Annotated in this window: 10 protein-coding genes and 1 pseudogene; 4 read left to right on the plus strand and 7 right to left on the minus strand. The window is 61.2% G+C overall.

All coding sequences use genetic code 11. The annotated features are described in order from the left end of the window. The first annotated feature begins 188 nt into the window (after positions 1-188). Positions 189-2,993, plus strand: a complete 2,805-nt coding sequence (locus FGE05_RS08650) for a winged helix-turn-helix domain-containing protein (protein ID WP_139643859.1) — start codon at positions 189-191, stop codon at positions 2,991-2,993. Here FGE05_RS08650 and FGE05_RS08655 read toward each other — a convergent pair. Together FGE05_RS08655 and FGE05_RS08660 are read right to left on the minus strand one after the other, a co-directional pair. Then, complete coding sequence (locus tag FGE05_RS08655; RefSeq protein ID WP_139643861.1) at positions 2,940-4,403, minus strand: winged helix-turn-helix domain-containing protein; 1,464 nt, start codon at positions 4,401-4,403, stop codon at positions 2,940-2,942. The two genes, FGE05_RS08650 and FGE05_RS08655, sit on opposite strands and share 54 nt — an antisense overlap. A gap of 182 nt (positions 4,404-4,585) precedes the next feature. Continuing rightward, entirely contained in the window at positions 4,586-5,536 is a 951-nt protein-coding gene (locus FGE05_RS08660; RefSeq protein WP_139643863.1) for a GlxA family transcriptional regulator, read from the minus strand. Between the two features lie 339 nt (positions 5,537-5,875). Here FGE05_RS08660 and FGE05_RS08665 point away from each other — a divergent pair, with 339 nt between their 5' ends. After that, the gene (locus FGE05_RS08665; protein WP_139643866.1) at positions 5,876-6,598 is read left to right on the plus strand and encodes a pirin family protein; all 723 of its coding nucleotides are present in this window, start codon (positions 5,876-5,878) and stop codon (positions 6,596-6,598) included. A 99-nt stretch (positions 6,599-6,697) separates the two neighbouring features. Here the strand turns inward: FGE05_RS08665 and FGE05_RS08670 are convergent, their stop codons facing one another. After that, positions 6,698-7,726 carry a GlxA family transcriptional regulator gene (locus tag FGE05_RS08670; protein WP_139643869.1) on the minus strand — a complete coding sequence of 343 codons (1,029 nt, stop codon included), beginning with the start codon at positions 7,724-7,726 and terminating at the stop codon, positions 6,698-6,700. A 250-nt stretch (positions 7,727-7,976) separates the two neighbouring features. Here FGE05_RS08670 and FGE05_RS30330 point away from each other — a divergent pair. Then, positions 7,977-9,059: pseudogene (locus tag FGE05_RS30330) on the plus strand (cache domain-containing protein); the annotation flags it as partial. 93 nt (positions 9,060-9,152) lie between these two features. After that, complete coding sequence (locus FGE05_RS30335; RefSeq protein ID WP_373682451.1) at positions 9,153-9,920, plus strand: methyl-accepting chemotaxis protein; 768 nt, start codon at positions 9,153-9,155, stop codon at positions 9,918-9,920. 99 nt (positions 9,921-10,019) lie between these two features. Here the strand turns inward: FGE05_RS30335 and FGE05_RS08680 are convergent, their stop codons facing one another. The 4 genes from FGE05_RS08680 to FGE05_RS08695 all read right to left on the minus strand — a co-directional run bounded on the left by FGE05_RS08680 (position 10,020) and on the right by FGE05_RS08695 (position 15,171). Next, positions 10,020-11,282: an OprD family porin gene (locus tag FGE05_RS08680; RefSeq protein ID WP_139643875.1), complete on the minus strand. Its 1,263-nt coding sequence runs from the start codon at positions 11,280-11,282 to the stop codon at positions 10,020-10,022. 104 nt (positions 11,283-11,386) lie between these two features. Then, entirely contained in the window at positions 11,387-13,039 is a 1,653-nt protein-coding gene (locus tag FGE05_RS08685) for an AMP-binding protein (protein ID WP_139643878.1), read from the minus strand. Continuing rightward, positions 13,036-13,776 carry a nitroreductase gene (locus FGE05_RS08690; protein WP_139643881.1) on the minus strand — a complete coding sequence of 247 codons (741 nt, stop codon included), beginning with the start codon at positions 13,774-13,776 and terminating at the stop codon, positions 13,036-13,038. Before FGE05_RS08690 ends, FGE05_RS08685 begins: the two co-directional genes overlap by 4 nt. A gap of 51 nt (positions 13,777-13,827) precedes the next feature. Continuing rightward, positions 13,828-15,171 (minus strand): MFS transporter, encoded by a 1,344-nt coding sequence (locus FGE05_RS08695; RefSeq protein WP_139643884.1) that lies wholly within the window; start codon positions 15,169-15,171, stop codon positions 13,828-13,830. Between the last annotated feature and the right edge of the window lie 329 nt (positions 15,172-15,500).

Raw genomic sequence — 15,500 nt, forward strand, 5'->3', positions numbered from 1 at the left:
TCGGTGTGTCAGTTTTAATGGACATCAAGCGTTTGGGGCCGCTTTGCAGCCCAGCGGGGATAAATCCCCTCGCCACAGGGTGTCTCACTGCGGGCTATGAGAGAAGGCTCTAACCGTTGCACCTGAAGCCAAACCTGAGGAATATGCTCGGATATGCCTTTTGCACCAGACCAGACGTTGAGAACACGATGAACCACCCCAGCGCCCTGCCCGTCGAACAGACCGTGCATTTCGGCCCTTACCACGTCCATCCTCGCCAGCGCCTGGTGCTGGAGGGCGGGCAGCCGTTGCGCCTTGGGCGACGGGCGGTAGAGATCCTGCTGGTGCTGCTCGAGCACGCCGGAGAGGTGGTGAGCAAGCAACAGCTGATCGCCCGTGTCTGGCCCAGGAGTGTCGTGGAAGACACCAACCTGCGGGTGCATGTCGCGGCATTGCGCAAGGCGCTGGGGGATGGCCAGGCCGGGCAGCGTTACATCGTCACCGTGGCCCAGCGCGGCTACAGTTTTGTCGCGCCGGTGTCGACCGCGCCCCTCGCCCCCATGGCGGATATTGCGCCTGCGTCACCGACCCACAACCTGCCACCCCGTCGCAACCGGATGATCGGCCGCCAGGCGGTGTTGGAAAGCCTGGTGACCCACCTGCCGCGCAAACGCTTCATCACCCTGGTCGGGACCGGTGGCATCGGCAAGACCACTGTGGCCCTGCGGGTCGCCGAGCGGCTGATCGATCACTACCGCGACGGCACTTATCTGCTAGACCTGTCATTGCTCAACGAGCCGGCCTCGATCATGCCGGAGCTGTGCGCGCTGCTGGATCTGCCACAGCCGGACAGCGATCCGCTGGCGACCATCGCGCGACAGCTCAAGGACCGACATCTATTGCTGGTGATCGATAATTGCGAACACCTGATCGACGCCATCGCCCAGCTCTGCGAAACCCTGCTGCGCGGTGCCCCGCACCTGCATATCCTGGCGACCAGCCGTGAAGGCCTGCGCGCCGAGGGCGAACACGTACAGCGCCTGGACGCCCTGGCCTGCCCGCCCCGGGAGATCCCCATCGAAGGCTACCCGGCCCTCGAATACCCGGCCCTGCAACTGTTCGCCGAGCGAGCGATGGCCAGCCAGGACGACTTCGAGCTGACCGACCGCGAGGTGCCCTTGGTGGCAGACATCTGCCAGCGACTGGACGGGATTCCCCTGGCCATCGAACTGGCCGCCGCGCAAGTGGGCCGCTTCGGGCTGGAAGCGCTTCACCGACAACTGCAAGGCAGCGTCGCCCAGCTCCACAACGACAGCGACGTTGCGCCGCGCCAGCAAACCCTGCGCGCTACGCTGGATTGGAGCTTCGCACTGCTCACCGTGTGCGAGCAGATCTGCCTGCGACGGTTGTCAACGTTCATGGGCAGCTTCAACCTGACGTCGGCAGCCGCGGTGATCATCGGACCACATGTCGCGCCCGACCAGGTGCTGGTGTCGATCAGCCAACTGGTGGCCAAATCCCTGCTCAACGTCGAAGTCGGCGATGAAGAGGTGCGCTATCGCCTGCTGGACACCACCCGCAGTTATGCCCAGGAAAAACTGGTCGAAGCCGGCGAACTGGCAGCCAGCCAGGAACGCCATGCCGAGCGCTGCCTGGCCCTGATGGAGCAAGCCGAGCAGGATTGGGAAAACACCGCCACGCCAGTGTGGATCGCGCGCTACGCCGCCTATCGCGATGACATCCGCGCGGCCCTCGATCGCGGGTTGGGCCCGCACGGTTCCCATCAGGTGGCCATCCGCTTGACCGCCAGCACCCTGCCCCTCTGGCAGGAGCTGTCATTGCTCAAGGAGCATGGGCTTTACGTCAATAAGGCGCTGCAATTACTGCGGGCCGCCCCGTCGCCATGCCCCAGGCTGAGCCTCGCTTTGGAATTGGCCCACGCCAGTTTCAACTACCACACCGAGGGCGGTACGCCGGCCACGATCCGCGCCTTCGTCACCGCCCGGCAGCTGGCGCAACAATGCCAGAACCGCGCCGGCGAGCTCCGGGCGGTGTCGGGGCACATGGCGGTCAACCTCAGTTGCGGCTATTACCAGCAGGCGCTGGAACAAAGCCAGGACTTCGACCGGCTGGGCACCCTGGGCGATCCGCTCCTGTCTTTGAGCGCCCAACGCCTGCGGGTGCTGGCGCTGCACTTTGCCGGCGACCAGGGCGCGGCCCGACAAGATGCCGAACAGGTCATCCAGCGCCTGGCCCAGAGCGGCCACCTCAGCCGCTTCACCCACGGCTTCGGCGTGCAATACGACCAGAGCGTAGCGTCGCTGACCACCCTGGCACGCGTACTCTGGCTACAAGGCTTTGCCGAAAAAGCCCGGCGGGCCGCCAATCTCGCCCTGCAAATTGCCTTGCAGATCAATCACGGCACCTCGATCTGCTACACCCTCGCGCTGGCCGGTTGCGTGATTGCACGCTACAACGGCGATCATTCAGTCGCGCGGGAAAGGCTCGATCTGTTGCGACACCAGGCCAACAAACATTCGGTGATGCTGTTTCATAGCTGGGCCCGCCACTACGACGCTGCGTTCAATGACGCGCCCCTCGAGGCGAATCCGGTCAACGGTCTGATCCAGGACATTGTCGTGACCCTGCGTGCCGATCAGGTCAGCGCCGAGCAACTCGATCGCGCCCATAGCGGCGCCGCGGGCTGGTGCATAGCCGAGATCCTGCGGGCCGGGGCGCAGGCCTTGTTGGCACGCAACGACCCGACCCTCGACGAGCGCGCCGAAGAACAGCTGGTGACCGCCCTGGGCGTGGCCCGCGGTCAGGGTGCCCTGGCCTGGGAGCTGCGCAGCACCACGACCCTGGCGCGACTATGGCAACGCCAGGGCCGGGAACGGGCCGCACAAGAATTGCTCGAGCCGATCTATCGACGCTTCACCGAAGGCTTCGATACCCCAGACCTAGTGGAGGCCGACGCGCTGCTCCAGACGTTGTCTCAACGGTGCGAGACTTGAATGGACAGGCTTCCATGCGTTCTGCAGCGCATGACGCCGATGATACAAATGCCATTGGCCACTGCGCCGCAGCTTTTCCACGGCATAGGCACGCGTGGTGTGGAGCCAGTGGAAACGCACCCCATTGGCGCAGGGTTCGACTCTCAACAGAGACTGCTGGGCCAGCCGTGACAGCAGCCAGGGCAACTGCCCGACACCCAGTTCCGGACAACTGATCACCGCAATGGCCGCCTTGGCGGTAAAAGGCCGGTCGAACACCGCGAGGCGCTGGAATACCAGCCGCTCGGGGGGGCTCAAACGCTCGAAACTCCAGTCCAGCAAGGCCTCCAGGCTCCGGTGACGGGGCACGGCCGTGCGCCGGCCAAAGCTCAGGAGCGACAGTCCGAAGTCCAGTTGTTCCAGTACACCCGCCACGCCCAAGACACAGACCTGGGCTGCCGCCAGCTCCAGGGCCAGCGGTAAACCGTCCAGGCGCTGGCAGATTTGCGCAATCGCCACCAGGTCGCGGTCGCTGGGTTTGAAACCTTGCTGCCGGGCGCCAACCCGTTCCACCAGCAACTGTACCGCTGGGCATGCCTGTAATTGATGCTCGGGCTCAAGGGGCGATGCCACCGTCAGGCCTGGCAGTTGCAGGACGCGCTCATCGGTGAGGTTCAGCGGCTCGCGACTGCTCAACAACAGCGACACGCCCGGTGCCGACGCTCGCAACGCCAAGGCCAGTTCACGACAGGCCTCAAGCAGATGTTCGCAGCCGTCGAGCACCAGCAGCAGCCGACGATGTTCGAGTTGCCGGCCCAGGGCCTCGGGCGCCAGGCCCAGCGTACAAGCAATCCGCGCCCGTACCTGGCAAGGCTCGGTGATGGCCGCCAGGTCGACGAACCACGCCCCGTCGTCAAAGTGTTCCAGCAACAGCTCCGCGACCCGCAGCACCACGGTGGACTTACCAACGCCGCCCGGGCCGACCACGGTGGTCAGGCCCTGGCGCGGCACCTCGACCAGCAACCGGCCCAGCACTTTATCGCGGCCGATCACCGGGCTCAGCCGTGCAGGCAGGTTGTGCTTTTCGCCTCTGGACGAAGCCAGCGGCGCGGCAAAGCAATAGCCACGTCGCGGATCGTTGAGGATGTACCGGCAGCCGTCCCGCCCGTCACCGAACGCCCGCCGCAATGCCGCAATGTGCACCCGCAGGTTGATGTCTTCCACCACATTGTCCGGCCAGACCTCGGCGATGAGCGCTTGCTTGCTGATATAGCTGCCGGCGTGATCCACCAGGACCTGGAGAACGTCCAGCGCCCGTCCGCCCAAGCTGAGGGGTTCGCCATCTCGGGTGACGAGCCGCTGCTGCCGGTAGAAGGCAAACGGGCCGAAGCCCACCGCCGGTTCGGTATCGGGTTTGACGAAACTGTTCATGGTGATCCAGCGCCAAAGAACCGGTGTGGGCATGGCGTCGCGGTCATCAAACGCGTCTGCCCCGGCTCTCTTGCATCCTTTCCAGAGGGTTCGCCGTTATCTTGGCAGCCCACGACCGGAGAACAATGCTGGCACAGGGTGCATGACGGACATCACGGTGCCCTGGACGGACACCGGAGGGCTCAACTGAACTGCTGGCGGTATTGCACGGGGGTCAGGCCGAGTTTTTCGCTGAACAGAGAACGCATGTGCCGGACGCTGCCAAACCCACTGCGAAACGCTACGGTCTTGAGGGGTAAGTCCGTGCTTTCCAGCAACTGACGGGCCCGGTCGATACGGGCCCCCTGCAGGAACTCCATCGGCGTCATCATCACTTCGCGGGCGAACATCCGGGCGAAATGCCGCGGACTCATGGAGGCCAGCGTCGCCATGCGCTCGACGGTGAACGGCTCTTCGAGATGCTCCATCACATAATGCTGCACCCGGGTGACGGCCGACTCCTGGGACGCCACCGCCGCCACCAGAGGGCTGAACTGGGCTTGCCCGCCTTGGCGCTTCATGACCACCAGCAACACCTTGGCCACATCCAGTGCCACTTTGCGGCCATGGTCCTGGGCTACGATGGCCAATGCCAGGTCGATGCCGGCGGTGACGCCGCCGGACGTGAACAGGCGCCGGTCCTGCAGGAAGATCTTGTCGGTTTCCACCAGTGCCTTGGGGAAACGCCGGATCAGGCGTTCGGTGTAATGCCAGTGTGTGGTGACGCGGTAGCCGTCAAGCAATCCCGCCTCACCCAGCACGAAGGCCCCGGTGCAGATGGAGCCGTAGCGCGTGGCCCGTTGCGTCGCGGCCCGCAGCCAGGTGTGCAACCCCGGATGTCGATCGTTGTAGGCCCCCGGCCCGCCCGGCACTAGCAGTACATCATAGGCCGCCCAGGCCTGGTCGATGTGGATGTCGGCCTCGACCGCCACGCCGTTGGAGGCCCGCAATGGGCCGCGATCAGTGCCCAGGGTCAGTAATTGATAGCGTTGATCCGGCTCAAGATAGCGGTTGGCGATGGAAAACACCTCCATCGGCCCGGCCATGTCGAGTAGTAAAAAATCCGGGAACAGCACCATTGCAACGGTTTTCATCAGTTAACACACCAAAAAATCCAGAGGAACGCAGCAAGCCCGCCTGATAAAACCTGTGGGAGCGAGCCTGCTCGCGATAGCGGTGGGTCAACTTGCAGGGATGTTGACTGTACCAACGCCATCGCGAGCAGGCTCGCTCCCACAGGTCCGATGTCGCACCAGACGCGGCTTCGACATCATGTTAACGCACCGCACCGGCTGGCAGGCCTGCTTATTGTCCACTTATAAGTGACAGTCTTTCGTTTTTCACCTACTTATTAAGCAGCAGCATAACCATTAACCTTCTTCTGTCCCCGGCGAACGGCCAAAGCCGTCGCCCACTGAACCAGGAGAACTACCATGCTGACCCTTCGCAAAGCTGCGGACCGCGGAATCGCCCGTCACGGCTGGCTGACCTCGTTCCACACCTTTTCCTTCGCCAACTACCGTGACCTCAATCAACAAGGCTTCTCCGACCTGCTGGTCATCAACGATGACCGGGTGGCCGCCGCCAAGGGTTTCGGCCAGCACCCCCACCGGGACATGGAGATTTTCTCCTATGTGCTCGAAGGCGCGCTGGAACACAAGGACACCCTGGGTACAGGCTCGGTCATTCGCCCAGGCGATGTGCAACTGATGAGCGCCGGCAGTGGCGTGGCCCACAGCGAGTTCAACCACAGCGCGGACGAGCCGGTGCACTTCCTGCAGATCTGGATCGTGCCGAATGTCAGCGGTGCCAAGCCACGCTACCAGCAGGAGCATTTCAGCTGCGGGCAGAAACGCGGTCGCCTGCAATTGATCATCTCGCCGGACGGCGCCGACGGCTCCCTTGAGGTGCGCCAGGACGCACGGGTCTTTGCCGGACTGTTCGATGGCAGCGAAAGCGCCACCCTGACATTGGCACCTGATCGCTATGCCTATGTGCATGTCGCCCGGGGCAACGTCGAGCTCAATGGCGTGTCGTTACAGGAAGGTGATGGCGTGCGAGTGCGGGAAGAACAGGTACTGACGTTGAGCAATGGCCAGGATGCCGAGGTGCTGGTGTTCGATCTGCGACCGCAGGAACTGCCGCAGATGCCGTGAGCCCTCACCGGGGGGAACGAGCTTGCTTATGACAGCGGGGTATCGGCCGGCATGGATGCAAGCCGGCCGATACCCCGCGAACACGTCGCTGCTCCAGCCCTACTTCCGCCCGAACGTCGAACGATAGCTGCCTGGCGGAACGCCGAAAAAATCCCGGAAACGCCGCTGAAAATGCGGGGAGCTGACAAAGCCCGTCGCCACGGCGACCTCTGTCATCGATCGATTGGTCTGCTGGATGAGCTGGCGTGCCCGGGTCAGGCGCAACTCCAGGTAGTAACGCGTTGGGGTCGCGCCGAGAAAACTGCAGAAGCGCCGCTCCAGCTGGCGCTTGGAAATCTTCACGCAGGCCGCCAGTTCATCGATGGTCAATGGCTCTTCGATGTTCTGCCACATCAACTCCAACGCCAGCTTGAGGCTTTCCGGCAGCCTCGGGTCCGTCTCGACGAAGACGGGCGGCAAATCCGACGCATCGCCCGATTCGTCACACCGCAGAATTTCCTCGATGGCCCCCACCAGGGCCTCCCCTCCCGTCTGGCGGATCAGCTGGAGCATCATGCGCAGCGAACTGTTGGCACCGGCACAACTGACCCGTCCGCGATCAACGACATAGGCCCGGCTCGATACCTTCACATGAGGGAAGACCTCCACCATCATCGCTCGGCTTTCCGGGTGAACGGCGCATTCGAAACCGTCCAGCAGGCTGGCGTCGGCAACGAAGAAAACCCCATTCCACAGCCCACCCAGTATCGCCCCCGACGCCGCATTGGCGCGCAGCTTGCGCCGCAGCAGGGGGACACCTTGCAGCTTTACACGAAAACCCCCGGCGACGATGAGAACGTCCTGGTTTTCCGGCAATTGCGCCAACTCGATGTCAGTGGAAATGACAATCCCCAGGTCACTCGTCACCTGGCTCCCCGACACTCCGACCGTCAGAATCTCGTAGAGGGGCATGTCACACATCAGGTTGGCCGTTACCAGGGCATCCACCGCACCGGTGAAGGACATCATCGAGAAATTGTCCATCAATACGAACGCGACGCGGGTCGGCGCCTGATCCACCCCCGGCGAGCCGAGTGGCCGATAAGCCATGTTCTTGTTTTTAAGTACGCTCTCGAATGCGCTTGGCATAGGGCCTCTTCCTGAAGACGATCAGACTTGCGCCACTCTCGCATCTCAGGCAAGCGGCCATGGTATGGGGAACGTCGCTATCGTGTGGATTAGCGACGCGGGACGCCTTTAAGTACCTGCGGCTCTAAAGTCTGTTCGCCTTTAGTCGATAGGCTGAGAGTAGACATGGGCGCTTCCTTTCCAGCACTCGCAACTTACACCGCCATTGTTTCCGCCGACCCAACACTTATAAATACCCGCGGGAGAAGTCATGAATATCAAACAGAAGCTGACATGGGCGTTCGCGACCATCGCCTGCCTTCCGGTCGTCCTGGTGGCGGTGCTCGTCGTGCTGAACCTGCGCGAAGCGGCAAAAACCAACTTCCTCGACAGCAGCGGCCGGGAAATCCGGCAGATCGACAATGGCATGAAGACGTTCTTCGATGGCATCAGTCAGAACGTCGAATTCTTCGCCAAGGACCCGCGGATCGTGGCGGCAAAGGACCTGAAAAACTATTCCGCCGCCGACGCGGCACAAACGCCACTCCCTGAAACCAATAAACAGATCCTGGATATCTTCGACCGCTTCGCCAAGAGCCATCCGGCCACCGCCTATCTTTCCGTGGGCCTTGCCGATGGCGGCTATGCCAGCTGGCCGGATGACCCCAAGATCTCCAACTACGACCCACGCGTGCGCCCATGGTACAAGGCCGCCATCGCCTCGCCTGGCGTGACTGTGCGCACAGACGCCTATTACTGGGCGCCGGATGATATATCGCTGATCGGCATCGTTCACACGGTATCCGACGCTGCCGGCAAACTGGTGGGCGTCGTCGGCCTCGACGTGTCGCTCAAGCAACTGACCGAACTGGTCAAGAACATCAAGCTGGGCGAAAGCGGCTACCTCATCCTGGTCGAGGGGAACGGCAACGTACTGGTGGATGCCAGCGACGCCAAGCACAACTTCAAGCCTCTCGCCGACCTGGGCCCCAACTATGCCGCGCTGGCCAAGAGCGGCGACGGCATGACCCAGGTCGAGATCGATGGCGTGTCCTACATGGTCAACATCGTCACCTCCAAGAGCCTGGGCTGGCGCTTCATCGGCCTGATCAAAAGCGACGAAGTCATGGCCGGGGCCTCCAGCCTGACCTGGTTGATCGCCATTATCGCAGCGGTATTGGCAGTGATCTTCGCGGTCGTTGGGGCAAGCTTCGCCAGCGTCATCGTGCGACCGATTCGCGGCGTTGCAAACGGCTTGCAGGAAATCGCCGAAGGTGAAGGCGACCTCACCCGTCAACTCTCCGTACAAGGCAAGGACGAAACGGCCACCCTGGCCAGCTGGTTCAACCAGTTCCTGGGCATGATTGCACAGTTGGTACAGCGAATCGGCAGTGCCTCCTCCGACTTGCAAAGCGCGGCGGCCGACACCAGCGAAGTCGCCACCAACATGAACGAAGCCGCCGGTCGCCAACGCCAGGCAGTGGAGCTGGTCAGCACCGCCTTCAATGAAATGGTCGCGACCGCCAACGAAGTGGCCCGCTCCTGCAGCCAGGCCGCCACCAGCGCGGACACCGGCTACCGTGATGTGCACGATGGCCAGCATCACATCGGCGAAGCCACCGGCAGCGTGCTGAAACTGAGCGAAGACCTGCAGCAGTCGACCCAGACCATGCAGGCACTCGAGCAGGACAGCAAGAACATCAACACCATCCTCGACACCATCCGCTCGATTGCCGAGCAGACCAACCTGTTGGCCCTCAACGCCGCCATCGAAGCCGCGCGCGCCGGCGACCAGGGTCGCGGATTCGCCGTCGTGGCCGATGAAGTACGGGCCCTGGCACGGCGCACCGCCGACTCCACCGGCGAGATCGACAGCCTGCTCGGTAATCTGGCCCGCCGCACCCAGGAAGTGACCCAGCAGATGCAGAACAGCCTGCTGGTGTCGCAAACCAGCGTGGAACGCATCCAACAGGCCCGCGACAGTTTCGACAAGATCCGCAACTCGGTGGACTCGATCCGCGACCAGAACACCCAGATCGCCACCGCCGCCGAGGAACAGCATCAGGTGGCCGAAGACATCAACCGGCACATCGCGCAGATCCATGCCGATGCGCAACTGGTCGAGGAGTTTGCCCACTCGGCGCAGACCGGTTCGGGCCGTTTGACGGACATTTCCGGTCAATTGAGGGGGCTGGTGGGGCGATTCAAGTTCTAAGCACGGTTGCCTGAATGAGCCAGGGACGGCTCAAAAGTCAAACTTGTTGCAACTTCCCAACCTCATTCAGGACAACGTGGCCAAAAGGGCACTGACGCTCTAAAAGTTGACGGTATAGCGAACAATGAGTCGGTTCTCGTTCGCGCTGTCAGCGTAAGTGGACCGATTTGTCGAGTTACGCCATTGCACCGACATGCCTTTCGCCGGACCACTCTGGACGGCGTAGGTAATGTCGGTCATCCGCTCCCACTCCCGACCTTCACGCCCTTGCGCCCGTAACGCCGCTGCGCGTGCGCCAGCGAGCAAGGTGGGGGCGACATCTTCACCGTTCACATACTTGATGCCCAACGTCAGCCCGGGCACACCAATGGCGGCAAAGTCGAAATCATACCGGGCGAACCAGATGCGTTCGTTTGGCGCGGTGAACGTACTTGCCAGGGATTCGGCGAACAGATAGGTATCGGAGCCATTGACGAAGGCAAACGGTGTATCACCCCAGGCCTTCTGATATCCGCCCCCCAGGGTATGCCCTTTGAGGCTGTAGGCGAAATAACTGCTCAGCGTGCGATTGTCGACCTCGCCGAGCGCCTTATCACCCGTTTCCTTCGCATCAAACAGACGGATATCGGAGATCAAGGTGCCGGTAGTAAGCGGCTGGTTAAGCTTGAACCCGTAGTAGTTCGAGCGGTACAGGTTTTCAAGCTCGGCGGTGTGCAGGCTCAGCGTCAGCGTGGGCAACGCTTTGTAGTCGAAGGCGAGGTAGTTGTAATGATCGGCCTCAACCGCGCGATACCCCGTGGTCGTCAGGGACTCGAAGTCGGTCGAGTTTCGTTGCTTAACCGCGTTCACCCGAACGGCCGTGATCGTGACGGGATCCAAGTCATTGGAAACCAGCATCCCCCCTCTGAAAACTTGAGGCAACAGCCGACTATTATTGCTCCACAGCATGGGCATGAGAGGACTCAGCCCACCGATCCTGAGCTCGCTCCGACCGAGTCGGGCCTTGGCTGTAAGCGTCATTTTCCCGTACTCGTCTTCCACGTTGCGCTGCGAATCATATGGGAGCAGCCCTGAACCGGTGCGATCCGAGCTGGAATCCAACTTCACGCCCAGCAACCCGAGTGCGTCGACACCGAAGCCGACCCTGCCCTCGGTAAATCCCGATTGCAGATTGAGAATGAAGCCTTGCGCCCACTCATCGCGTTTGGACTGGCTGGCGCCTTCATTTCTGTAATCGCGATTGTAATAAAAGTTCCGAAACTCCAGACTCCCCTTCGAGTCCCCCAGCAGATCAGCTGAAGCACTGGAAATCGTAGAGCATCCCCCAACAGCCACGACCAGTTGTTTGAACGTTATCGGCATGACAGGCACCTTTTATTTTTGTTGTATGCATGAAGACCTACCGCCTGAATGTCGGGCAGTGTTTGTTATATCCAACCGTTACGGATTTCTTGCCAGCCGAGGACTCAACCAGCCGACGCCAGTCGAACAATCGCTTCCCGGCTTCCCGCTTGTTCGCGAAGAATGAATTTCTGGATTTTCCCGGTCGCCGTTTTCGGCAGTTCCATGAACACGATCCTGCGCGGGCACTTGAACCGCGCCAGACGCTCCTGGCAGAAGGCAATCAATTGCGCTTCGTCAGGCGGCGTTGCGCCGGCCTTGAGTTCGATGAAGGCACAGGGCACCTCGCCCCATTTGTCGTCGGGCTGAGCCACGACGGCCGCGTGCAATACGGCCGGGTGGCCATGCATCACGTCCTCGATTTCGATGGAAGAGATATTCTCCCCGCCCGAGATGATCACGTCCTTGCAGCGATCAGTGATCTGCACATAACCATTCTCGTGCACGATTGCGACGTCGCCCGTGTGGAACCAACCGCCACCAAACGCCTTTTCATTGGCACGGGAATTTTTCAGATAGCCCATCATCACCGTATTGCCGCGCAGCAACAGTTCACCGGTGGTTTGGCCATCGTGCGGTACAGGTTCAAGGGTTTCGGTGTCAGCCACCATCAAGCCTTCGAATGCGGCTGCCCGCGCACCCTGGCGTACCCGAAGCGAACACTGCTCGGATGAAGGACGAGCAGACCAATCGTCCTGCCATACGCAACTGACCGGTGTGCCACAGACTTCGGTGATCCCGTATACGTGGTCGACATCGAAACCCAGGGAAGCGACCGCGCTCAGTACCGCCGCGGGTGGCGCGGAACCGGCAGTCAATACGCGGACAGGTGACGCCAAGGGTGGCCGCTCCGTTGAGTTGGCAATCATTGCCATGACAATGGGCGCGGCACAGAAATGATCGATCCCGTGTTGGTCGATGGCATCGAACACTGCCTCTGCAGAGACCTTGCGTAGGCACACGTGCGTACCCGCCGCCGCCGTGATCGCCCAGGTAAAACACCATCCGTTGGCATGAAACATCGGAAGCGTCCACAAATAGCGCGGCGCTCTGGATACCGGCCAGTTGGTGAGTTGCAGCAGGCTCATCAGGTACGTTCCCCGATGGCTGGCGACAACCCCCTTAGGGTCGCCGGTGGTGCCCGAGGTGTAATTGAGTGCGATGGGTTGCCATTCATCAACCGGCCAAACGCCAGCAAACTCGGGATCGCCTTCATACAGCAGCGACTCATAATCGATCTCACCGATCGCTGAGCCCACAGGCGCCAAATGATCGTTGATATCGACGACTGTCGGGCGCTCCCCCAGCAGTTCGATAGCCGCCGCGGCCAGCGCGGAAAATTCGCGATCGACAAAAAGCAGCTTGCACTCCGCATGGCGGAGAATGAACGCCACGCCCTCTGCATCGAGCCGATAATTGACGCAGTACAGAACCGCGCCGGATAAAGGCACGCCGTAATGCGCTTCGAACATCGCGGGCGTGTTAGGCGACAGGATCGAAACGGTGTCGCCCGTCCCGATTCCCCTGGCAACCAGCGCAGAGGCGAGGCGAAAGGCGCGGTCGCGGGTTTCAGACCAGGTTCTTCGCAGATCGCCATGAATGACCGCCACTCGGCCCGGGTGCACCAGCGCCGCACGGTCCAGGAACCCGAGCGGTGTGAGAGGCAGATGATTCGCAGGATTTCGGTCGAGACCGTACTCATAGGCTTCACGACTCATACCATTGACTCCTTATTATTGTGATGGAACGTTGCAAACGCGCTCACCGGCTCTCGATCGGTCACCAGGCTGTTTTCCAGGCTGGACTCGTCCGCATAGCCAAGGCTCATGCCGCACACCAGCATCTGATCGGAGGGGATACCGAGTAACTCGGCGATCACTTGGTGATACTTCAAGAAGGCGGCTTGGGGACAGGTGTGCAGCCCTCTGCCACGGGCCGCTACCATCACGCTTTGCAGGAACATGCCATAGTCGAGCAGGCTGCCTTTCTGAAGCACCCGATCGATGGTGAACAACAGGCCCACCGGCGCATCGAAAAACCGATAATTGCGGCCGTGCTGCTGATGCATGCGTTGCTTGTCACCCTTTTCGATACCCAACAGGCCATACAACTCCCAACCCACCTGCCTCTTCCTGTCGATATAAGGGGTGATCCATTGGCGAGGGTAATACTCGTAGGCATCTTCAAGGCCAAGGCTCAGCGTCGGATCGTTATCCAGCTGGGTGATGACCTGGGACAACTGATCCTTGACCTCCCCCGTTACCACATGGACCCGCCATGGCTGCATGTTCACACCGGTGGGGCAGAAACGAGCGATGTCGAGGATTGCTTCGACCTCCTCGAGCGGCACCGGGGTTGGCAAATAGGCCCTCATGCTACGACGCGTGGTGATCGCCCAATCCACCGTTCGACTCAGCAATTCAGGCGAGAGTGGAGGTTGTGATAAGCGGTTCATGCTCTTGTCCCATGGATAACGAATTCACAAAAAAACGCTGGCGTTCAGCTGTCAGCCAGCCAGCGCGGTGGCCTTTCGCACGCGGACCGAATCGGCGCGGGTCTGATTGATCAGGGAAACGGCGGCGGCGCCAATGAGGCCGGCCAGGCTGATTGCCATGAAGTTCTGTTCGAGGGGTAGTTTGATCGACACCAACCAACCGATGAGAATCGGCGCGACGATAGCCCCGACCCGGCCAACCCCGGAGGCGAACCCAACGCCGGTGGAACGAATGGTCGAGGGGTAGAAATCCCCCGCATAGGCATACGCCAGAAGCTGCGTGCCCAGGGTCGATGCACCGACGATGAACACGACTGCAACTAACAGGCTCGTGGACCGGGTGTATCCCAGCACCGTCAACGCGATTGCGCCGATCAGATAAAACGCGACCAGCACATGCTTGATGTTCAGCTTGTCGCTGAGCCAACCGCCCCCGAGCGCGCCCGCTATCGCCCCCAGGTTGAAGACGATGACGAAGTTCAGCGCAGACCCGAGGCTGAATCCGGCCATGGCCATCAACTTGGTAAGCCAGGAATTGAGGGCGTAGACCATGAACAGGCCAGTCATGAAAGCCGCCCAGATCATCACGGTGCTGAACCCACGGCCGTCTCGAAAGAGATTTCGAACCGGCGCGTCCTGCTTGTCCAATACCTGCGCATTGCCGGTCATGACCGCGTTATCGCTCATCACCAGACTCGGATCGATTCTCCGGGCGATTGCACGCAGCTCGTCCTGGCGCCCCTTCTTGAGCAGATTGCCGATGGACTCGGGCATGGTCTTCAAGATGAAGGGGATCAAGAACACCGGCAGGCCCGCTACATAGAAAACCGACTGCCAGCCATGGCTTTCGATGAGTTGCTTGGCGGTCAGAGCCACCAGAATGCCCCCGACCGAATAACCTGCGAACACCAACGTCACCATGCGGGTACGTAGCTTGATTGGAGAGAACTCGCCCATTTGCGCCGTACAGATCGGCAGGACACCGCCAATACCAAGCCCGGCGATGAACCGCGCGATGCTGAAACTGATCGGATCGCTCGTGAGGCCCGCCGCGGAGGTAAAAAAGCTGAACAGCGCCACGCAAATGGCGACCATCTTCGGTCGACCGATGCGGTCTGCCAGCGTCCCGAGAAAGATTGCGCCGAGCATTGTCCCGAACAGTGCGGAACCGGCCATGACACCGGCGCTGGTCGGATCAATGTTCATGTCCGTCATGATGGCGGGCAGCGCGGCGCCCACGACAGCGAGGTCATACCCATCGATAATCAGAATGAGCACGCACCAGAACAGGATAAGGCCATGGAAGCGATTGAACTTTGAGTCGCCCGTGAGGGCATAGACATTTACCGACTGCATAGGATGTCTCCTTCGATCTTGTTCTTATTGGAGAAGTGCACAGGGGTCACCAATCTGATGGGCTACCTGTGGCTCATCCTAGAATTCAAAATGAAGTTGGCCCATGCCCGGGGACATCGTTGTGACTGACCGTTCCGGGCACTGCCTGGCGTTGGCCTGTCCAACTTGACTGTTGGTGATCTGACGCCACGCCGCGTTGGCCCCTGGGTGTCCAAACAAGTCACGGCAGTTGAACTTTTTCACCCTTGCCAGCGACTGCGAAGGTTGCCGAACATGACGCCGTGTCTTGCCTGGCGACCCATCGCCCTACCGCTCATGTCCTGACCTCA

The sequence above is a fragment of the Pseudomonas sp. ICMP22404 genome (assembly GCF_006227205.1).
Lineage (GTDB): Bacteria > Pseudomonadota > Gammaproteobacteria > Pseudomonadales > Pseudomonadaceae > Aquipseudomonas.